The sequence below is a fragment of the Lacrimispora sp. YZC11 genome (assembly GCF_057543815.1).
The window spans coordinates 216459-237742 of sequence record NZ_BAAJYQ010000021.1 but is presented as its reverse complement, the minus strand read 5'-3'; the positions used below and the strand labels follow the sequence as shown (position 1 = coordinate 237742).

Annotated in this window: 14 protein-coding genes, 3 tRNA genes and 1 pseudogene; 14 read left to right on the top strand and 4 right to left on the bottom strand. The window is 37.3% G+C overall.

Annotated features, from left to right (window positions below; genetic code table 11):
- The first annotated feature begins 58 nt into the window (after positions 1-58).
- The 3 genes from AC27IJ_RS26215 to AC27IJ_RS26205 all read left to right on the top strand — a co-directional run bounded on the left by AC27IJ_RS26215 (position 59) and on the right by AC27IJ_RS26205 (position 352).
- Positions 59-131: transfer RNA gene (locus tag AC27IJ_RS26215), tRNA-Asn, on the top strand.
- 47 nt (positions 132-178) lie between these two features.
- Positions 179-250, top strand: a tRNA-Glu gene (locus tag AC27IJ_RS26210).
- Between the two features lie 31 nt (positions 251-281).
- Positions 282-352, top strand: a tRNA-Cys gene (locus tag AC27IJ_RS26205).
- A 112-nt stretch (positions 353-464) separates the two neighbouring features.
- On the opposite strand, the gene AC27IJ_RS26200 is transcribed toward AC27IJ_RS26205, so the two are convergent.
- A complete protein-coding gene (locus AC27IJ_RS26200) occupies positions 465-1277 on the bottom strand; it encodes a tyrosine-type recombinase/integrase (protein ID WP_487151508.1) in 813 nt (270 codons plus the stop codon).
- 922 nt (positions 1278-2199) lie between these two features.
- Here AC27IJ_RS26200 and AC27IJ_RS26195 point away from each other — a divergent pair.
- From AC27IJ_RS26195 to AC27IJ_RS26180, 4 genes and pseudogenes are all read left to right on the top strand, one after another.
- Complete coding sequence (locus AC27IJ_RS26195) at positions 2200-5355, top strand: sacsin N-terminal ATP-binding-like domain-containing protein (RefSeq protein WP_487151506.1); 3156 nt, start codon at positions 2200-2202, stop codon at positions 5353-5355.
- Positions 5342-6250, top strand: a complete 909-nt coding sequence (locus AC27IJ_RS26190; RefSeq protein ID WP_487151504.1) for a hypothetical protein — start codon at positions 5342-5344, stop codon at positions 6248-6250. Before AC27IJ_RS26195 ends, AC27IJ_RS26190 begins: the two co-directional genes overlap by 14 nt.
- A 308-nt stretch (positions 6251-6558) precedes the next feature.
- Positions 6559-7143: pseudogene (locus tag AC27IJ_RS26185) on the top strand (oxidoreductase); the annotation flags it as partial.
- Positions 7144-7344: 201 nt separating this feature from the next.
- On the top strand, positions 7345-7626 hold the full coding sequence (locus AC27IJ_RS26180; protein ID WP_487151502.1) for a hypothetical protein: 282 nt from the start codon (positions 7345-7347) through the stop codon (positions 7624-7626).
- A 1053-nt stretch (positions 7627-8679) separates the two neighbouring features.
- Here the strand turns inward: AC27IJ_RS26180 and AC27IJ_RS26175 are convergent.
- Positions 8680-9741, bottom strand: a complete 1062-nt coding sequence (locus AC27IJ_RS26175; RefSeq protein WP_487151500.1) for a restriction endonuclease PLD domain-containing protein — start codon at positions 9739-9741, stop codon at positions 8680-8682.
- 150 nt (positions 9742-9891) lie between these two features.
- On the opposite strand from AC27IJ_RS26175, the gene AC27IJ_RS26170 reads away from it, so the two are divergent.
- From AC27IJ_RS26170 to AC27IJ_RS26140, 7 genes are all read left to right on the top strand, one after another.
- Entirely contained in the window at positions 9892-10101 is a 210-nt protein-coding gene (locus AC27IJ_RS26170) for a helix-turn-helix domain-containing protein (protein ID WP_487151499.1), read from the top strand.
- Positions 10102-10115: 14 nt separating this feature from the next.
- Positions 10116-11186, top strand: a complete 1071-nt coding sequence (locus AC27IJ_RS26165) for a DNA cytosine methyltransferase (RefSeq protein ID WP_487151498.1) — start codon at positions 10116-10118, stop codon at positions 11184-11186.
- Complete coding sequence (locus AC27IJ_RS26160; protein ID WP_487151497.1) at positions 11176-12414, top strand: DNA cytosine methyltransferase; 1239 nt, start codon at positions 11176-11178, stop codon at positions 12412-12414. The genes AC27IJ_RS26165 and AC27IJ_RS26160 overlap by 11 nt, the downstream gene beginning before the upstream one ends.
- Before the next feature lie 15 nt (positions 12415-12429).
- Positions 12430-14814: an McrB family protein gene (locus AC27IJ_RS26155; protein WP_487151496.1), complete on the top strand. Its 2385-nt coding sequence runs from the start codon at positions 12430-12432 to the stop codon at positions 14812-14814.
- Entirely contained in the window at positions 14814-16286 is a 1473-nt protein-coding gene (locus AC27IJ_RS26150) for an LlaJI family restriction endonuclease (RefSeq protein WP_487151494.1), read from the top strand. Before AC27IJ_RS26155 ends, AC27IJ_RS26150 begins: the two co-directional genes overlap by 1 nt.
- A 74-nt stretch (positions 16287-16360) precedes the next feature.
- Positions 16361-16708, top strand: coding sequence for a hypothetical protein (locus AC27IJ_RS26145; RefSeq protein ID WP_487151492.1), 348 nt, complete (start codon positions 16361-16363; stop codon positions 16706-16708).
- A 607-nt stretch (positions 16709-17315) separates the two neighbouring features.
- Complete coding sequence (locus tag AC27IJ_RS26140; protein ID WP_487151490.1) at positions 17316-17951, top strand: Vat family streptogramin A O-acetyltransferase; 636 nt, start codon at positions 17316-17318, stop codon at positions 17949-17951.
- A gap of 78 nt (positions 17952-18029) precedes the next feature.
- Here AC27IJ_RS26140 and AC27IJ_RS26135 read toward each other — a convergent pair whose 3' ends face one another.
- Positions 18030-19250 carry an MFS transporter gene (locus AC27IJ_RS26135; protein WP_487151488.1) on the bottom strand — a complete coding sequence of 407 codons (1221 nt, stop codon included), beginning with the start codon at positions 19248-19250 and terminating at the stop codon, positions 18030-18032.
- A gap of 35 nt (positions 19251-19285) precedes the next feature.
- Positions 19286-21247: a BglG family transcription antiterminator gene (locus tag AC27IJ_RS26130; protein ID WP_487151486.1), complete on the bottom strand. Its 1962-nt coding sequence runs from the start codon at positions 21245-21247 to the stop codon at positions 19286-19288.
- Between the last annotated feature and the right edge of the window lie 37 nt (positions 21248-21284).

Here is a 21284-nt window from a genome sequence, read left to right as displayed (position 1 = left end):
GAACGGATGAAAATAGATATATAACAATGTGTGGTTTTGAGGGTATATGCCTCAGTAATCCTCGATAGCTCAGTCGGTAGAGCAAACGGCTGTTAACCGTTGGGTCGTAGGTTCAAGTCCTACTCGGGGAGTTCGTGATACTCAAGCGAGGACTATGAGGAGAACGAAATGTAAGTCCGGCCCCATGGTCAAGCGGTTAAGACATCGCCCTTTCACGGCGGTAACACGAGTTCGAATCTCGTTGGGGTCACTGGAGTTAGTATGTTCAGTTTTATAATTATGGCGACATAGCCAAGTGGTAAGGCGTGGGTCTGCAACACCCTGATCACCAGTTCAAATCTGGTTGTCGCCTCTCTTATGAAAGCCTCAGAAACCTGATTGAATAAGGGTTTCTGGGGTTTTTACTTTGTGTATTTGGTGTTTGCGCTTGTTTGCGTGGGTATTTTTGGTACATTTGAGGTCCGTCAATCCAGGATTGCCCTCATTTTTGATGCTGTTTCCTCCTGGGAAGTGATGTTGCGGAGGTAGTGGTGGGTCATGTTGAGGCTGGTGTGGCCCAGGAGCTTCTGGAGTTCGGTATCCTCCATTCCGTTCTTGTACATGATTGAGGCGGTGGAAAAGCGGAGCTTGTGGGAGGAACGGTATTCTATGCCGAGTTCCTCACAGCATTTCTTTAAGCGGCGGTTAAAGGTTACGGTTGCCAGAGGTTGGCCATCACGGATGAAGATATATTCGCTGTTTGGATTTAAAGTCTGGATACGTGCCAGAATTTCTTTAGCCTTCGGTGTCAATGGCATGTAACGTTTCCCCTCGCTTGCATGACCTTTTATATCTTCAATGATCTCATTTTTATCATCTACAAAGCGTTGAATATGTAGAAAATCTCCAGAAATATCATCCCATCTTAATACCTTTAATTCACCTATACGCAGTATTAAGTAGAAATCTAGCTTTATAGCCAGTGAGTAAAAATCATCTCCCAAATGATTTATGATTAGCAGACGTTCATCCTCAGTGTACGGGGTGATTTTGGTATTTTCTGCTTTATAGCTGAACTGTTTATTGTTGATGTCTCGAAGACAATTTCGTTCTATAATATCATTTTCCACTGCAAGGTACAGAATGCCATTCATAATGCTTTTTAGGTCATTAAAGCGTTTTCTTGTGATCTGACGGCCTTTTGTAATGTTCCTAAAATAGATAATCAGATCCTTTGCTGTCAACTCCTTTAGGGGGATTAATGTGATATCCTCATTTCTCAATAAAGAATTCCACATAAAGCGGTTTTCTTTAATTGTCTTTCTACTTACGCTTGTCTCCTTTTCTCTCCATTCTATCCAGGTTTCAAAATAAGTTTCCATGGTGGATGCGGTAGCGCCGAAGAATTGATCATACAGCTTGTCTATTAAACCCTCATAAGTACTGCTGCTTATGGGCTTTCTTTAGATGATAAAATACTTTCGTCCGTCATCAAGTCTGGTTTTGATTTTTGATAAATCACAAACTCTTTTTAACTGCTTTTCTTTTGATTTTATATTCATGATGATTATGCGTGCCGGTGGAATTATCTTAGCACTATGCTTGAAGATGCACAATCTGTTTTTTATTAGAAAAAATAAAAGTTCGCTAGAAAAAACGTAGGTAATCAGTAAAAAATCTTTACTCAATAACTGCTTGTTTTGTAAATTTCTTGCGATTTTAAACAGATTGTTTCTTATCTCATGGTAGGCGTAGCCGCAATTATTAATCAATGTAGAACTTAAAAGTCAATATTAAGAGCAAAAAGGTCGATATAAATGATTTTTTTTTGAGTGTAAAGTCTGATACTTTTCAATAGATTTCAGCATAGTACTGTGAATATTTCTATAATTTGCATGAATTTAATTGCCTTATTTGCTATATGGAACTATAATATATACAATATAATCGCAGAATGATCTTTTTAATAGACTATATATTATTAAAATAATAGCAAAAAATTAGAAATAATTCTAAGCCGGATTCAGGTCTTTGATCACGCGGCTATATATTGGGTGTCGTTATGTTTGGGTGTATTGTAGCGATACCCAAAAGAATAAAGATATTCTTTAATGCACAGAGATGTATTCAGCATTTATGTATGTTACATTGTTACATATTATAGCAATAATGTGAAGTTAATTATATATAATACACAATATTAAGCTTGGAGGATAAACAATGAATTTTTCAGAAAAAATAGAAGCGTTGCGCAGCAAAGCTCAAGAGACGCAAGCCGCTAACAAAATTATTGATATGCTGAAAGATATAGAGTCTAAAAATAATAACACTACTTCTTATCGTTGGATATGGGAGCTTATTCAGAATGCAAAAGATGTTGCTAACTCTAGCGAAACAGTTGACATCTTAATAGAGTTTGATGAAAAAGATAAGTTTCTTAAATTCAAGCATAATGGTAAACTTTTTTCAACTAAAAATATTATTTTTCTGATTGAACAAGTTTCCACAAAAGAACGTGGTAAAGTTGATTGTAATGTCAAAAAAACGACAGGGAAATTTGGTACAGGTTTTTTAACAACCCATTTATTATCAAAAAAAGTTAATGTATCGGGTTATTTGCAAGATGAGGAAGATAAACCCTACTCATTCAATATTGATATTGATCGCTCCAGTGATGAACAATCTGCAATTATAAGATCAATCGAAGATAGCTGTAATCAACTTGATAAGAATTCAGTGGAAGCGATTTACTCAATAAATGAAAAAGACTATAATACTTGTTTTACATATCACTTAGACCATAAAGGTATAAATACAGCTAAAAAAGGTCTTAATAATCTTATTGTTTCCTCACCATATGTATTTACTTTTGTACCTGAAATAAATTCAATCAAAATTTCTGCTAATTTGATTAATGGTGAGTATCAAAGAACGATAAAGCGAGTCGAAACAATAAACTCCTCTCACCTTGCTAATGCAAAAGTAATATGTATTAATGTAAACACAAATGGAAAGTCTGAACAACGATACATATTAACTCTAGCTGATTCTGATGGGTTAGATTTAGCTCTTGCGGTTGAGATTGGGCGTAATGGACATGAAAAATTTATTAAACTAGTTAATACAGAATTACCCAAGCTGTTTTGTGACTTTCCGCTTTTAGGGACAAATGATTTTTCTTTTCCAGTAGTTATAAATAGTGCTTCATTTAACCCAACTGAACCACGGGATGGGGTATATTTAACGCATGATGAACATGACATTGACGAAGTAAACGGTCGAACAGGAAACAAAGATATCAAAGAAAATAAAGCTATTATGATTAAGGCTGTAGAGTTATATAGTATATTATTAAACCATTTTTTATCCGAAAATTATAAAGGAATTTATAATATAACAAAAATATTAGAACCTCCTATTAAAGAGTGGCTTAGCGAAGTTTGGATGAGTAATAACATCACAGATAAACTTAAGTCAAATATAAATGAAATTAAACTAATTGATACTCATGATGGAACAAGAACAGCACTTAGAGATGACTGGGGTGAGCCCTGTCTTTTAATCCCCAACCATTCAGATTCCACTATTAGAAATACGCTTTGGAGCTTATCGAGCAGCCTAATCCCTGATATGATCACAATCCAAGCTGAATTAGAGTGTTGGTATAATTCATTGTGGGAAGAGTGTAGAAATTACAGTGTGGAAGACTTAATTAAGAGAGTAGAATCCTTTAAAAACCTAAAAGCTCTAAGTGAAAATATTAATGATGAAGTTGTAGTGTGGTTGACTCAATTTTATGATTTGATTTATTCAAAAGAGTATGGGTTTGCAAAAAAGTTAAATACAGAGCCACAAATTATTCCTAATCAAAAAGGAGATTTCTGCACGGTTAGTTCATTAAGTCTTGATTGTGGTATTGAAGAAAAATATAAGGATGTGGCATTAATATTAGGCATAGATTTAAAATCTAAACTAATTGATAATGCTTTTAAAGCCATATCATATCGTATGTTTATGAATAAATATAAATTTGAGGATATGGTTACAGATATTCAAAAGATATTAAAATTAGCACCTATAAATCTTGAAAATTTTTATAAAGACATTATTTGCTTAAAATGTAAAGAGCTAGAGAGGCAAAATACATTTTTAGGTTTACTAAAAGATATCTATCGTGAAGTTTCGTTGGCAACTTATAAAGTGAGTAACTTTTCAAATGAGCTCTTTGATTTAGCGTTAAATTTTTGGGTTGAAAAAGTATGTATTGATATGAGTAAATGCGGTTCGATTTTAGTGTTCACGGATATTTATAGTTTTGAAGATACTTCGAATTGTATTGAATGGTTAGTAAGATTTACAGATTATATAATAAAGTTTGATATGCAATCTATTTTCGACCGTTTTCCTTTACTACCTAATCAAAATGGAGATTTCAAAAAGGTTTCTGAGTTAAACTTGGATTCAGGCGAAATTGATGATGTTATAAAAGAGGTATGTAAGATAACTGGACATGATATAAAAGAAACCCTTCTTCTAAAAGATATTAATTACAAAATGCCAAGAAGCAGGACTATAACAAATGAACATATCTCTGGTAGGATAACGGATTATATTGAAGCACATAAAAACAATTTAGGCACTACTGTAGAAGAAAAAACAACATTTAGAAATTTTTATCTTTATATAAGCGAAAACCGATTAGCCAAGCATATAGAAACTGCTTTTAGTAAACTGTGTGCCAATTTGAATTGGTTATATAATGATGAAGATATTGCTGAAAACATGCGTATTGTTGAAGAATATAATGACATTCTATCAAGGTATGGCGTTTCCGGCGTGAGTCAGTTAGAAAGTATACTTTCTACGCTTAACTCAAAAGAAGAAACTTTTGAAAAAATCGAGATATCTAAAGAACTACTTGCACAATGGGGTATTACTACAGAGGAAGAGCTTCTTAAAGCTTTGTCGAAAAATGTCTTTGGTTCTGCTCAAATTCATCGTTCTATACAAAGTGCTGAGCTATTTGACTATGTCAAAACCATTCTGGATCGTGCAAAGAATAATATTATTGATTATTTATATAGTCATGATGACTATAAGTTTGACAAAGAAAATATTCAATTCATTGGCAACACTATTTTCAGAGTTTGCAAGTTAGGGTATGATATATATATTATTGCCAGACCATCTGATTTTGAACAAGTAATTCTTTACTATGATACTGAAATAGATTTGTTAGATTTTGATAAAGACTGTGAGTTATGGGTTGAAAATGGCGTTGACCCAATTCCCCAAAAAATTACTCTGGGCAAAATAATGAAGTTAACTGGTGTAAATAAAATTCCATTAAGGAGCCTACAGAATGATAATCGATAAAAATACAATCATTACGCTGTTAAGTACAACCTCTTCTAAAAACTTAGTCGGTGTAGGCATGGAACTAAAGCCTTATGAACTAGCTTTATATTTGCTTCGAGCACTTAACAATTCTGAGGAGTTTTGTTATGTTGTAATGGGTGTGACGAAGCTTATAGATAATTATGCAGTTGAAGGGGTAAGCCCCTCGATAATTCATAGTATTAAGGAACCTCTTAGAACTGCTCTAAACCTTCTATCTTTTGATGTTGAAGTTGAATATGGAAATATCCGCATTTATGACAACAACATCTTCGTTATTATGCTGAAAAATGGTGATAGACCCCTTTCTTTGGATTTTACTAAAGATTTTGATTCACAAGATGTTTTCATTAAGAATTTAGTCAGGGCTTGTCTAAATTTACAGGCAAGAAAACATTATTCAGATTCGAGCGAAGATCAGCGTAATGATTATATTGGCGATATACTTTGGGCTATAGGTTATAATGTGAAAGACCAGACCAGACGTGGAAGTTCTTCTACTGGAAAAGACGCTGGCGAAATAGATATTTTTGTTTCCAAAGATGGATTGCCTTTTACCGTAGTTGAGGCTATGAATCTTGATTACGTGAACACAACCTATATAAATACACATCTAGACAAGGTGTTTACTTATGACGGTGCGGGGAATAAATTCAACGTATGCTTGTCATATGTCAAAGTCGCAGACTTTGCCTCGTTTTGGGAAAAGTATTCTGTCCATGTATCGAATTACAGCTACCCTGCACCGATACTCTCATCGGTCACAAGCATTGATGATGAATATGGGTATTCTGAATTACGGATATTAAAAACAATTCATAGTCGTTCTGGCAGAACAGTTAATCTATATCATATTTGTGTTAGAATTCATTAAATTTACTAGAATGCTTGGACTTGTGAAAGACTCTATATCGAGCAATATGATTCTGTTGTGGTAGTTCAATATGGAAGCTACCGGTGTCTTACCGTGGGGTCGTATCTCTGACCATTGCCTGGGACTTTACCAAGGAGCTTACGCCAATTGTTACCGCGTGTCAGAAACAGGGAGCAAAAATAGCAATTCAGCTTAATCATGCTAGCCGCAAATGTGGAGCCCAGGAAAAAGCAATTACGCTCCTAGCACCATTCCATTTAATCAGGATTCTCCCATGCCCCATGAGATGACGGAAGCGTACGGTTAATGCATTCCGCAGCTCTGCTGCCCGGGCATCTGAAATCGGTTTTGATGCGATTGAAATTCATGGTGCCCATGGCTATCTGATCAGCGAGTTCCTGTCGCCATTGACCAACCATCGTACAGACGGTTACGGTGTATCAACGAAAAACAGAAGTCGTATACTAATTGAAATACTGAAGGCGGTACATGAGGTCTGGCCAGATGAAAAGCCGGTTTTATTGCGTGTATCTGCTGAAGATTATGAACCCGATGGTATGCATATGGAAGAAATGTCCGAAATTATTGAACTTGTGAAGCCCTATATTGACATGCTAGACGTGAGTAAAGGAGGAGTCGTGTCAACACCGCCGCCAAAAATCTATCCAGGTTATCAGGTGAAAATTGCCGAGTGGTTGAAACAGAAGACTGGGTTGCCTACGGTTGCCGTTGGTCTGATTACAGACCCCCATCAGGTGGAGGAAATCCTGGGCGGAGAACGGGCGGATCTGGTTCTGCGTGATCCTTACTGGGTGTTGCATACAGTTCGTGATCTGGATGTGGAATATCCGTGGCCGGAGCAGTATCAACGTGGTTTTCAGGCAAGAAAGTGATACATGAAACCAATTACGCGGCAGTTATCTTTGGTTATTTATTACATGAGTTTTAATTTCATTTGTATTTCTGCAATTATATACATCTGCTGAAAAATAATCAAAGGGTGGTATTTTATGACAATATTGGTTATATAATGGCCACATTCGACCCTAATCATGCACTTCAGATAGACGGAAGTAAAGGGTGGAGAGGACATTATGCTCCGCTGCAAAAACAAGGTGCTTGCTTTCCCGGCCTGGGAACAATTTATTGATGCAGTGGATCAGTCAAAATGTAATTGCAAAGATAGCTCTCAAAAGGGGAATGAAGTTATTGGTATTTGTATTGTAAACGGTGACGGAATACTGCAGGAATTTAAAAGGTCATATTACCGGCAGGGCTGGATATTTAAGAATCCCTATGCATTTAAAAATGAGCCCCAAAACCATGTTATGTTCCGGAAATGTCCAATTCCAATTACAACAGAGAAGATTTTCTGAATATGTGTAATAATCAGGCTGATATAGCTGAAATTGTATTTGAAGCAGTTGATTGGCAGCATCCGGAGACGTACTTGGATGAACAGTACGCCACGGGTGAAATGACAATCTGTGATGCTTGCAGAAAGATATTCCTTAGTTATGAGGTTGAGAATTGTCCGTATTGCGGAGTAAGTGGGGCTTGCTCAGTATAAAGTAGTTTTGGTTGGATTTTTAAGAACATAGCTCGGAGAAATTTCCCGGAAACGAATGTAGATTACAGAATGGTTAAAAGGTGCACCTTATTGGATATTGGATTCAGCATAAAAATTATGTCTGATAGGGTGCTTTTCACAAATTTTGGACATGGACAAAAAAGAATACTTTTACGGAAAGAGAGGATTTTTAATGGGACTAAAATATGGATTATTCCAGAGTGAACAGTATAGGGCAAAATCTGAACGGGTAATTAATTGAATTGAAAAAACATGCGGCTGTTGTGTTTGGGAAACTATAGTGTCCTCCATAAAAGAAAATTTTGCAAGATGGGTCTTATAGAATAAAGTGGCTGTGTGTTAATCAATGTCCCTATGGTTGAATATCATAGACATATTTGTAAAAGAGATTTATTTTTTGAAAAAGAAAATAGATAGGACCTATGACCAAAGGCTGCGGTTATGTTAATATAGCTATCTGGAGCTTTGTGGGCCTTTGGTAATACCGTTGAGAGTGTGGTGTTGATGTCGCGGGTAGACAAATAAAGTGCCGAGAAACGGCTTATATGAGGGATTTCTGGTATCGGACGGCTGATTGCCGGATGCCGGGAATCTCTTTTCTTTTATTTATTAACTATGCTTGGAAGTGGTATAGGGTTGTGTTGATAGGATTGTTTTTCGGTAGGTTGTGTTGACAGAACTGTTATTTTAGGGGTTGTGGCGACGCTATAGATATTTGGGTAGGGTGAGAATGTGAAATGGATATTAGACAGGTATTGGCATATATGTATGGAAAAGAGAATATGGGATAACGCATTCAGATAATGCATTCAGATAATGCATTATCCCACAATTGTGTTTACCGGTTATCAAAATCAAGTTCATAGTTACCAGCATTGGTTAGCGTCAAAGTGACATAATCTCTGCCATATTTTCTTAAGTCTTTATATGTAACAGTTGCGGTGCTTGGAAGCCCGAGTCGCTTTCTTAGATATACCCCTAGTTCTACACCGCCTGAGTCAGCTGTTAAGGCTTTTGGATATACTCTATATGGGGCTCCTGGTGATCGTTTGCTTGCTGATGGAACCTCGGGTCCACCTTGTTGGAAAACCATACGCATCAAGGTGCCATCGTCCCATGTGACATCTATAGGGCTTTGCATTCTTGTGATTTTTCCGCCAGTTCCAGAACCTACAGAACCATTAAACGGAATTAGGGAAGGATAATTTTGAATTTGAAATTTTCTGATTGGAATAACGGATTCCATCTCAGGAGCTTTTGAAGCATGAGGTCCATTTCCCCAATTAAGACCATCGACATCATGAACAACTGGTTTTCCTTTTTTCATGTAGTAAAGCGGAATTATTGCAGAAAAAGGATTTCCGGTGTATTTATCCCAACTTTTTGGAGCAGCTTTTGATCTGGCACTTGATACGGATAGAGCCTTAGAATTTGTTGTTGGAAGAATTATTGGATTATCAAAGTGTACAGATGCACTAGCGATATCGTTTGCATAACTGCCTAGAAAGGCTCTGTCAGATAAAGTATCAACAGGCATCAGTAATTCGCTATTTGGTGTTGCTGATAGTGCAGAACTTGAGCAGTTAGCAGAACCTACAAGTGCATTGATAATAGCACCACTATTTCTAAACAGATAGCATTTCGTATGTACATGATATGTTATTGGAATATTTATAGTGAGGTTCGAGTATGTTGCTTCCAATCGTTTGAAAGCAGCATAGTTAATGGCGCTTATGCTATTTTTTAAATACATGCCATAATAATATGTTGTTGGAATTCCTCTTTTTGCAATATTTTCTAATATATCAATAGAGAAATAACCACTAATTATTACTATTTCATCGCTTGCCGATACATTCGACATTACAAGCGAGTCTAAATTGTCTACCGAAATTGCCATAGTATACCTCCAATTGAATAGGATATACAAATTATATCATACAAAATCAGGAAAATATATAGATTGAGAAATATTTTATTTCTCCGTTGATAAAATTTGTTTCTCCCTTTATAATGGTATACGTTGAGTAAAATGCAAAGGAGGTTGGAAATGGAAGTGAATTATAACAAATTGTGGAAATTAATGATAGATAAAGGAATGTCCAATAAGAGTGACTTAAGAACTTTGACGGGCATTGGAACAAACACATTAGCGAAGCTTAGTAAAAATAAACAGGTAAGTATGGAAGTCCTTATGAAAATTTGCAACAAGCTTGATTGTGACATTTCAGATATTTGTGAGTTCACAAAAGAAGACTAAAGGAGATTGATAAGATGAACGCAATAGATTTATTTGCCGGGTGTGGTGGACTTTCAAAAGGATTTATGGATGCCGGGTTTAACATTATTGTTGGAGTTGATAATGACCAGGCAGCATTAAGTACATTTGCAAAGAATCATAATGGTGCTGTTGCTGTGAATGCTGATTTATCACAACAGGAGACAATTGACGAGATAAAGAAAATCGCAAAAGGTAGAGAAATTGATGTAATCATTGCAGGTCCGCCTTGTCAGGGATTTTCCCTTACTGGGCCACGTAATTTCGATGACAAAAGAAACAAATTATATTTGGCAGTTATTGAAATGGTAAAGCAGTATCAGCCAAAAGCATTTGTTATCGAGAATGTTCCTGGGATGGCAACGTTATATGAAGGACAGATTAAAGACGAAATCCTACGCCGTTTCAGAAAAATGGGATATAACATTGAATGTAGGATTTTGTGTGCAGCTGATTATGGTGTACCACAGATGCGAAAAAGACTTATTTTCATGGGGATTAGAAAAGATTTAGGCAAGCCAAAATTTCCAGATGCACAATTCACAGCAGATAATTATCGAACATGTAGGGATGCATTGAGTGATTTACCGTCTTTAGAGGCTGATTTGGGAGCAGAAGAAGCAAAATATATTAAGAAACCATTAACTGAGTATCAGAAGCTAATGCGAGGGAATTGTAAAGTACTTCATAACCATCTGGGAACAAACCATACGCAGATGGTAAAGGATACGATTGCACTTGTTCCAGAAGGCGGTAATTATAAAGACCTCCCAGAAGGTTGGGGTGAAAGTAGAAAGTTTCATGTGGCCTGGACTAGATATGATGGAAATAAGCCATCAAATACTATTGATACAGGACATAGAAATCACTTCCATTATCAATATAATAGAGTGCCTACAGTACGAGAAAGTGCAAGACTTCAATCTTTCCCAGATGATTTTGTGTTTACTGGAACTAAGACACAGCAGAGTAGACAGGTTGGAAATGCAGTACCACCTCTTCTTGGACAGGCATTGGGAAAAGCTGTATTAGAAATAATTCAGGAGAATGGAAACAATGAAAAATAAGAAAATTAAGTCCATAGATTTGTTTGCAGGATGTGGAGGATTGATGGATGGTTTTGAACAGTTTGGTCACTATGATACCATTGCAGCAGTCGAGTGGGAAAGAGCACCATGCAGAAATCTTGAAAAAAGATTAAGGGAAAAATGGAAGTATCAGGATGCTGATCAGAGAGTACTTCGCTTTGATATACAGAGAACGGAAGAATTGTTTTCAGGATGGAATGATGACCCAGATTACGGGGACTCAGTAGGTCTTGATAAACTTATAAATGAGGCGGGTGGCATTGATGTAATTATAGGTGGTCCTCCTTGTCAGGCATATTCTATCGCGGGGCGAGTAAGAGACCAAAATGGTATGAAAGATGATTATAGAAATTATCTTTTTGAAAGCTATATTAATGTATTGGAGAGATATAAACCCAAGGTGTTTGTATTTGAAAATGTGCCTGGGATATTAAGTGCAAAGCCGGGTGACCGTAATATCATAGAAATTATTCAAGAAAGTTTTGATAAAGCGGGATACTGCTTATTAGAAAATTTAAGTAAAGCAGTTATTGATTTTACGGAATATGGAGTTCCTCAAAACAGAAAAAGAATAATAATTTTTGGAGTAAGAAAAGAGTATTTTGGAGAGAATGCAGAGAAAATTGTTAACCAGTTTTATACAGAAGAACTTCCTAAGTACAAACAGAAGAAAAAAACTGTGTTTGAAGCCATTGGAGATTTACCTAAATTGTATCCTGTAGCAGATGATATAAGAATTAATGGTACTCGTACTCGACATTCATTACCAGAACCAGAAGTGGCAAATCATATTGCCAGGTGGCAAAGTGATAGAGATGTTGGAATATTCAAATTGTTAACTGAGGACATTGAGTCAGGAAAGTGTGAGTATACTTCTACCGATGCTCTGAAACAACTCTATACAGATGTAACGGGAAAAACATCTAATGTGCATAAATACCATGTGATTAGATGGGATGCACCAAGTAACCTTATTCCTGCACATCTATATAAGGATGGACTAAGGCATATTCATCCAGACTCAACGCAACAGAGGACCCTAACAGTAAGAGAAGCGGCTAGACTCCAGACGTTTCCGGATGATTACATTTTTAATGGCAGTAATATGGAACTTTACAAGATGATTGGTAACGCAGTTCCACCAAAGTTTGCAAATTGTTGTGCTAAAGCAGTATATGATGTTTTGCGAAAACACGATGGAGAATAATGAGGAGGTATTGGGATGGCATATACTACTCAGCAAGCTGTTGATACTTTAGATGGATATTTGGGTATTCAAGATGATAAAAAGGAATATATTGAGGATACTAAAAATAGAGGCTTTGTATTGACGCTTGTTTCTGGAGAAAAGATTGTGATTTTTGTTTATCCGCTTGTACATAAGCAGGATAATACAAAGAATTTTTTTGATACAAGAGATAGTGGTGCATATGAAAGAAGTGTGGCTTGGAAATATGCATTGAGAAATGGCTTAAAGTATTTTTGCTTTGGTGTAAATGATCAGGTGGATAAGTTTGATGACTGTGTTTTTAGCTTGGAATGCAATGAAACAATTATAGAAAAAATTTCCGGGACAAAAGACGGTGTGAGAAATGGAAAAGGCAACCAGATAATTATCCCTAATGATTATGTCCCAAAACGCAGATTTGAACGCATTAAAAATCGACTTGGGATATACATAGCGGCCATCAAAAAGGAGGGGTTATCCGACTACCTCAATTTTTTTGATAATAGACCTTATTTGTTTGAGGACAATATTGAAATAGATGAGGAAAATTTAGAAGAGCGTAATAAGCGATTATTTCGTTACTGGATGGGATTGCAGGTTAAGCCAGGAGGTGACTCTGATGCGGGTAATCCATATAGCAGCACATCAATTGACCAGTATGTAAGTAATGTTGCAAATACTCCTCTTTCAAGTGTGCCGAATAAGAGCGTTTTCTATACTACAAGCATTGGTGATGTTCAAGCTACGATAGAAGTGCTTGATAATTCTGAAAAGAAAAATAATACACAGAGAAGTGCTGTAAAAAAGTACATGGAATACCTTCAGACTATAGTCTCCCAAGAGGATTGTGAGGAAGTATACAATCACGGGTTGTTCGGCATTCACATAAAAGAAAAAAATGATGCCCTGTCAGAAGAGAATCCTCATGTCTGTATTGGGTGGTCATGTCTAGGTGATATTGCAAGTGTAGATAGCAGAGATGCGCTTGGTGTCTTATACGATGAACACATGGATAAAACCGGAATAGGCAGAGGGCAGGATATAGGCCAGATTTGGAGATTCCTGAATGATATAAAAGTTGGAGATTATATCATCTTTGCAGAAAACTCCGTATTCCACATTGGACGGATTGAGTCCGATTATTATTATGATGAAAATGAAAATCCGAATCAAAGTGATGATTACAAGAATACCAGAAAAGTAATATGGCTTAAGAAAAATATCAGCAGAAGTGTTCTCTCGTCAGACTTTCATAATTCCCTTAAGACAGCAATGTCAATATGGGCACTTAATGATTACAAGTCTGTAGTAGCGGATTTATTGCGAGGCACTTATCAGAAAGATGAAGATATAGCAGAGGTGGAAGAAGATATGGATTTAATATTTAATACAAAAATTCAAACTAAATATGAAAGAAATCGTATCGTATTCGGAGCACCTGGAACTGGTAAGAGTTACGGATTAAAAAGCGATTGTGAATACCTGATGGCAGAGACTGCAGGTTCTTATGAAAGAGTAACTTTTCATCCAGATTATTCTTATTCACAGTTTGTTGGTACGTATAAGCCTGTTATGGATGCAGACGGAAGAAGCATCCGATATGATTTTGTACCAGGACCATTCATGAGAGTATATGTGGAGGCATTGAAGAGCGGAAGAACCGAAGAACCACAGCCTCACCTTCTTTTGATTGAAGAGATTAACAGAGCAAAGGTGGCAGCGGTGTTTGGAGATGTGTTCCAGTTGCTTGACAGGGATGCAGATGGCGTGAGTGAATATGAAATTCAGGTATCTGAGGACATAAGAAGATATCTTGCATCAGAACTTGGTGGCACAGCCGAAAACTATAAGAGAATCAGGATACCAAACAATATGTTCATATGGGCTACTATGAACAGTGCGGACCAAGGAGTATTTCCTATGGATACGGCATTCAAGAGAAGATGGAACTTTGAGTATCTTGGAATCAATAAGAACGAGGAAGAAATTGCCGGAATTGGAAAGATTGCACTCGAAGGCTCAGAGAAAGAGATAGAATGGAATGTTCTGAGGAAAGCCATCAATGCCAAATTATCCTCTGCAGATTTCAAGATAAATGAAGACAAACTGATGGGTCCATTCTTCCTGTCAAAGAAGGTAATTGCATCAGATGAAAATGGAATGATTACTGATCAGGACAAGTTCATTGATGCCTTAAAGAGTAAGGTAATTATGTACTTATATGAGGATGCTGTAAAACAGGGCAAGCACAGATTCTTTGAGGGGTGCGACAATAGTAAATATTCATCCGTGTGTGAGTCATTTGATAAAATAGGAATAGGTATCTTCGGTGTAGGCTTCAGAGAAACATATTATGACAAACAAAGGAATGATGATTAATGAGAATAGTTTCTAAGTATGTAAGAGAGCAGAAACGCTATACGAAGAACGATTTAAAGATTCTATTTTCCTTTGATGAGGCAGGTGTCGAAAAATTCATAAAGAGCCTGAAAGCCTATGGCGTTCTAAAAAGTGTAAGTAATAACACAGAGCAGATGGAAATGTCCGATTTAATGGATGAAGACATCGAAATTACAGATGAAGCAGCAGAAAGTGGTGACTGTCTGTATGTGTTTACTTATGTGGGTATCATCTCATGTGGTAGCAGAATCATTAAAGTGTATCCGAAGTATCTGCTATCCAATAAGGATGAACCACTTGGAGAAATGAAGCAGGTGGTTAAGGTGCTAGAGCGGTATAGCTATTCTGAAAAACAGATAATCAATGTATTTAATGGAGATGGAGAGAATCGTAGTTTTAATATATTAGCGGTGATTCTATTCCTATTGAACGATTATTACGAATACGGCATTTACACAAATAGTGAAGATATTGTAGAAGTCAATGGAGAAGGAGAAATTCTGTGGGGTAAAACCATCGATGAAAGTTTTGCTCTGTTGGAAAATAATCGCCCGTATTACATAGAACTCTATACTGGCAAAACATTAGATGATGATATGGACTACTTCAAGCGGTTACATGAATGTGTTATTACTGAATGCTCGAATCAACTGCAAGATGCACAGTTAGACACGTTATTTGATTTGAACGCTATCGAATTATCAGAGGAGTCATTGATGGACTTCGGTGATAGAGATTATGTTCTTGAACGTATTCACAAGGAATTAAATATACAGTTTATTACCCACAGGCAGATTCTCTTGAAGACCCTCTATACCTATGTTTCCCAAGACAGAAAAATGCTTGAGGAGAATGATGGCATTAGTATGTTCGGAACAACTGCATATCATGCTGTGTGGGAAAAAGTATGTGCGGATGTATTTGATAATAAATTAAACACTTTTCTTGGGCAGCTTAAGATGTCAGTTCCGCTTGCAAGCGAATACCAAGAGGGAAAGAAGAAATCATTAATAGATATTATAGAAAAACCAATATGGGAAGGTACGGACACAACAGAGACAGCAGGAGATACTTTGATACCAGATTTAATCAGTATTTCTCATGTTGATGGTGTAGATTATTTTTATATTTTTGATGCAAAGTACTATAACATTCAATTGGAAAAAGGACGGTCATTACAAGGAAATCCAGGTGTCGGGGATGTGACCAAGCAGTATTTATATCAGCTTGCATACAAAGATTTCATTAAGGCACACAATATTGCATCAGTGAAGAATTGTTTCCTGATGCCGACAGAAAAAAGTGAGATTGTAAAAAAGGGAACGGCGAGGATGCCTATGCTTGAGGCTCTTGGTCTTGAAAATATTCAAATTAGATTAATGCCAGCTGCAAAAATGTATGACTGCTACCTTTCACAGACAAAGATTAATATTGGTTTATTGGAACTATAAAACGACTTACGGAGAAGAGAAACATTTCATGAAGACTAAAGTAAGTTAAAATGTATAAGATCGGGGGATTGCATATGGTTGACAACCACTCATTTACAGAATATGTTGGAAAAGCATTTGATAATCAATTTTGGGGAGCAACGGAGAATTTTCTAAAAGAAAATATGAATGCTTTGGATATTGATTATTATAGGATTCATAGACCAGGAGAATTCGAGATTCAGAATGTTCATGTGGAACACGTCTGGGTTGATGATTTGCCCGAAATGAAAATCCAATTTGATGTGGCACTGTCGGTAGATTTTGAAGTACAAGATGTAAACCATCGTTATGATGAAACTGAAGGAAAATCAGTATGGCTTGCCATCTATTTGAAGATGGATTCAATGGATACATCAATTTTAATAATAAAAATTGTTTAGCAATCAGTTTCATGAATTTTTTATTATGATAGGGATTATATTTAATAGTGATTTTTAAAAATAGCTCAAGATTTCGTTCGAAAATTAATCGCAGGAGGGAGATTTTTAAAGGGTTTATCCGATGCCAAGGGAGGCTACTAGCTTCTAGCCACATCATTATCACCGCTACAAGCGATAGCTCGAACATGACATGGAAATTTTTCTGGAGGACCTATCAGAGAGTTACCCGGTGTAGTTCCTTGCATGTTGTACTTTATCAGAGATATATTTTACGAATATTTGATTCTGGCAGGAGAATCTTTTTGTTTGCCCCCTGCTTGCGCAAACCCATCCCGGCACGCCAAACCCTCCTTTTTCCTACGTTTTTCAGGCGAACTCCAGTTCAAATCTGGTTGTCGCCTCTCTTATAAAAGCCTCAGAAACCCTGTAAATCAAGGTTCTGGGGTTTTTGCTTTGTGTCAATGATGATTCGTTCATTAATTACCCGTGCTGTAGATTTTTTAGCTTTTTGCCAGTTTGCCAGTTATTCTATTCGTAAGTGAGATGGACAAAACTGTTAAACTATAGTAAGATGTATGTATTTTCTATAAGAGATGGGAGGAATACCATGCAATATGGACCTGATCCTAATGCCGTATACCCGAATGAAGAAATCAAAAGTGTTTGCTATATTAAAAACGTGATTACCCGCCCTAATATTATTGTAGGCGACTATAGCTACTATGATGATGTAAATGGAGCTGAAGATTTCGAAAGACATGTCACCCACCATTATGAATTCTTAGGTGATAAGCTTATCATCGGCAAGTTTTGTGCTATAGCTAAGGGGATTGAATTCATAATGAATGGAGCAAATCATAGAATGAACAGTGTCACGACCTATCCCTTTAACATCATGGGACATGGGTGGGAAAAGTGTACTCCGTCCCTGGAGGATTTGCCGCTGAAGGGCGACACCGTTGTAGGGAATGATGTATGGATTGGACAGAATGTCACCGTTATGCCGGGAATTCATATTGGTGATGGTGCGATCATTGCGGCTAATTCTGTTGTAACAAAAGATGTGCCGGCTTACCACATTGCGGGAGGCAATCCCTGTAAAATTATTAAAAAGAGATTTGATGATAAGCTGATTGACTATCTTATTGATTTGAAGTGGTGGGACTGGACTGCGGAAAAAATCTTTAATAATCTTGAAGCCTTATGCGACGGTGATTTAAGCAAAATTATGACCATTCAGTAAGAGAGACGTATGTATAAAATGAAAGCAGACAAGGAGTATAACCACCTTGTCTGCTTTTTTAGGGTAATCTTGACTTCGTCAACACACTGTATGCAGTTCTTTTTCAACAATCGGCCGGTATAAATGTGCCATGATAAGGGACAATGTTGCAAAAAGCAGAAGAACAGAATACGGCAGAGTATAGTTTCCGAATCTGGTCTGCAACGCGCCGATCAGAGCTGGTACACTAGATAGTATCATGGTTCCTATATTTGTAACTGCAAAATTTTTAGAGAAATACTTATCTCCGAACAGCGCTCTCACAATGATGGGAGCCAGGCTGGAGCTTCCACCATAGCAGAACAGGGCCGCACCAGTGCCAGCGGTGAATAACAAAGGCTTTTTTAATAATAATGACAGTAAAATTGCCGCCATTGCCACAATTAATATAATTCCCAATTTCCTTAAAGCGGTCGCACCTCCCGTCCGGTCATAAGCAATTCCCCAGAAGATCCGCCCAATTCCATTGAAAAGGCATACAAAACTGACGATCAGGGTGCTTAGGGAGAGACTTTGATTTAGGTCCTCCTGAAGCGTCATTGCCGCATGATTGATGAGGGCCATGCCGACTCCACCAATGGCAATATATATTATGACGAATACGTAATATGATTTTGTTTTTAATATTCCTGATGGAGGAAGCTCTGTAACAGTGTTTATTTTTTTGTTTCCTTCAGGCAAATGGCTCATTTGATCATCAGTCGGTGTATGGATTACCACACTTCCGGTGAGAAGGACTATCCCTCCAAGGATTCCGAGGATTACAAATACGCCTTTCCAGCCTATGGTCGACAGGCCGATCCCGCAGATGGGGCCCAATACAGTTGTGCTCATAGCAAATCCCATGAGGAGTGCCCCGGTAGCCAGGCCTATTTTATCATGAAAATATAGAGGCAGAAGACTGATCATTATATTATATGAAATTCCAATGGACAGGCCGCAGCATATGCTGTATGTAAGATATAACTGCCACAGTCTGTCTGCCTGTGCGGAAGTATAGAAGCCTAAGGCAAACATAACTGCCGCGGTCCTTAGCAGGACCGCTGGCGGTATTTTTTGAACTAAAAAACCGGTTATCAGGGATCCGAGCGCAAAGAATATAAAGCATAGAGTGAATACAAAGGAAGTATCCGCTCTTGTAAGGCCCAGATCCTTTTCAATCGGTACCACAAATAAGGAAAATGCGTATCCAATTCCCATAAAAAGCAGGATGAGAACTGCTATCGCCAAATATCCCCATCGCTTCTTTAAAACATCCATAAATTTTACCTCGAATGTATTCTAAATGATATATTTTATTTAAATATCTTTGAAATATCGCTGAATTTATCCGCGTTCAATATCTGATCTACTGCCATCATGTCTTTTGTAATATTGGCAAGCTCATTAAATATCACCTTAAAGGATTCTTTTAATTTCACATCTATGGACAGCATCAGGATGATCTGGACCTTTTCTTCGTTATCCCAGATGACCGGATGCTTTAATGTCATCAGACCAATCCCCTGTTTTTTGACATGCCCTTCATAAGCATGAGGGATTGCAAAAGTATATCCGATAGATGTGGGTGCAAGGTCTTCTCTTACGAATACGGAGTCAATAAAACCTTCATCAACATAGCCCTCGTGGTACAGCCTTCCTCCCAAAAGGCGGATAGCTTCTTCTTTTGAACGGCAGTCGCATTTCAGAATCGATATTCTGGTATTCATTAGGTGAAACAGGTTGGCATATCTGCCGTTTGCCGCCTTTTCAGCTTTTATATGGCTGGGATTGATGGCGGCCTTGATTTTGCTTATGTCATTTTCATTTAACAAAGGAGAGACATTGATGACCTCAATGCCCTCACATTTTAACGGTACCGTAGAAATAACAAAATTTAGTCCATGGCTGTCTAAGATTTTTTCGGTTCTTGACACCGGAATGATCTTATCAATGATCATGTCAGGAAAAAATAATTTTAATTTTGCTACCACAAATTGGGAGGTGCCCATTCCGGTACCGCATATAATGGTCACCCTGGGCTGCTCTATTTTGCGTTGGGCTTTTTCTCTTTCAAGGCTGGCTCCGATATAAAGTGCAATATCGCATATTTCATTCTCCCCTAATTCGATATTGTACTCTGCATATAGCAGCCCTGCCATGTATGCCGCAACCTCGAATTCATATGCAAGCTCTTCCTTTATCATGCTTTTTAAAGGATTTTCCATATGAATTTTATTTTTCAGACGGTTAAACATGGCATTCAGATGAACGAAAAGCGCACTTTTAAACATGCTATCGGTGAGAAGATTCTCCTCATACATCTCGCCGACTTGCCCTACGATCCGCTCCCATGTATCAAGCGTCTGAGGAGAGGTCTCTCTCAGGCACAAAGGTTCCTGTGAATAGACCAAAGCCTCTCTTAATAATTTTGCGGCGGTCAGATTCATGTAAATATATGTTATATCCCCATTTGACAGTTCAACACCGAAAGTATCCAGTAATTTCCTGGCCATGAATTCACAGATCGTCCATTCATCTTTTTCCCTGTATTCCTGAAGCTTTTCCTCATCAATGAAACAGGTCTTCCTGCGGAACAGTCTTTTAACAATAATTGACAGGTTGGTCAGCATTTCGGAATAGGATGTATCGGTTAATACAAAACCAAATTTTTCTTCACTCTGCTGCAGGATTTCATTAATGCTCTTTAAATCAATTCCCTCAAAAAAGGGCTGAAGCTTTAAGGAAGCTTCATTTCCCTGAGCCACAATAATGGAGCGGATCACATTTGCCTTTGCTATCCTTAATCGGTTTTCTTCTCCGTGAATCCTGACCCCGTATTTCACTTTTTTCTCAAGCTCCAGGCCTTGCTTTTCAAGAAATATTTCCAGCTTTTTTATATCGTTGACAATAGTCCCCTTACTGACGTATAAGGAGTGGGATATAGATTCCATTGAAACGAAATCATCACTGTCAAGAAGCTGCAGTGCAATATAATATTTTCGTACCTCGGGAATAAAAGAAGACAGATTCCGCTGATTCAGCAGCAGATTGTCTAAAAATTTTCTTCCGTCTTCATCATAAGAAAGCCACAGACCTTTTCCAGCCTTTGCATGTATCATGCACCCTGTAGATTTTAATTCTTCTTTTATTTTCTTTACATCGGTTTTGACTGTACGTTGGCTGATATTCAGTGAATTTGCCAGTTCTGTTGTTGTTAATTCACCTTTACTTCTATATAGCAATTCGATTACTCTTTTTTCTCTTGGCAACAACATAGCGAAACCCCTTCTTCTGCTTTCTTTTGATTACGGT

What these genes read in the sequence shown, in the direction of transcription:
- AC27IJ_RS26200 (WP_487151508.1), bottom strand. Translation starts at nt 1,277, where the DNA reads ATGTGGAATTCTTTATTGAGAAATGAGGATATCACATTAATCCCCCTA.
- AC27IJ_RS26195 (WP_487151506.1), top strand. Translation starts at nt 2,200, where the DNA reads ATGAATTTTTCAGAAAAAATAGAAGCGTTGCGCAGCAAAGCTCAAGAG.
- AC27IJ_RS26190 (WP_487151504.1), top strand. Translation starts at nt 5,342, where the DNA reads ATGATAATCGATAAAAATACAATCATTACGCTGTTAAGTACAACCTCT.
- AC27IJ_RS26180 (WP_487151502.1), top strand. Translation starts at nt 7,345, where the DNA reads ATGCTCCGCTGCAAAAACAAGGTGCTTGCTTTCCCGGCCTGGGAACAA.
- AC27IJ_RS26175 (WP_487151500.1), bottom strand. Translation starts at nt 9,741, where the DNA reads ATGGCAATTTCGGTAGACAATTTAGACTCGCTTGTAATGTCGAATGTA.
- AC27IJ_RS26170 (WP_487151499.1), top strand. Translation starts at nt 9,892, where the DNA reads ATGGAAGTGAATTATAACAAATTGTGGAAATTAATGATAGATAAAGGA.
- AC27IJ_RS26165 (WP_487151498.1), top strand. Translation starts at nt 10,116, where the DNA reads ATGAACGCAATAGATTTATTTGCCGGGTGTGGTGGACTTTCAAAAGGA.
- AC27IJ_RS26160 (WP_487151497.1), top strand. Translation starts at nt 11,176, where the DNA reads ATGAAAAATAAGAAAATTAAGTCCATAGATTTGTTTGCAGGATGTGGA.
- AC27IJ_RS26155 (WP_487151496.1), top strand. Translation starts at nt 12,430, where the DNA reads ATGGCATATACTACTCAGCAAGCTGTTGATACTTTAGATGGATATTTG.
- AC27IJ_RS26150 (WP_487151494.1), top strand. Translation starts at nt 14,814, where the DNA reads ATGAGAATAGTTTCTAAGTATGTAAGAGAGCAGAAACGCTATACGAAG.
- AC27IJ_RS26145 (WP_487151492.1), top strand. Translation starts at nt 16,361, where the DNA reads ATGGTTGACAACCACTCATTTACAGAATATGTTGGAAAAGCATTTGAT.
- AC27IJ_RS26140 (WP_487151490.1), top strand. Translation starts at nt 17,316, where the DNA reads ATGCAATATGGACCTGATCCTAATGCCGTATACCCGAATGAAGAAATC.
- AC27IJ_RS26135 (WP_487151488.1), bottom strand. Translation starts at nt 19,250, where the DNA reads ATGGATGTTTTAAAGAAGCGATGGGGATATTTGGCGATAGCAGTTCTC.
- AC27IJ_RS26130 (WP_487151486.1), bottom strand. Translation starts at nt 21,247, where the DNA reads ATGTTGTTGCCAAGAGAAAAAAGAGTAATCGAATTGCTATATAGAAGT.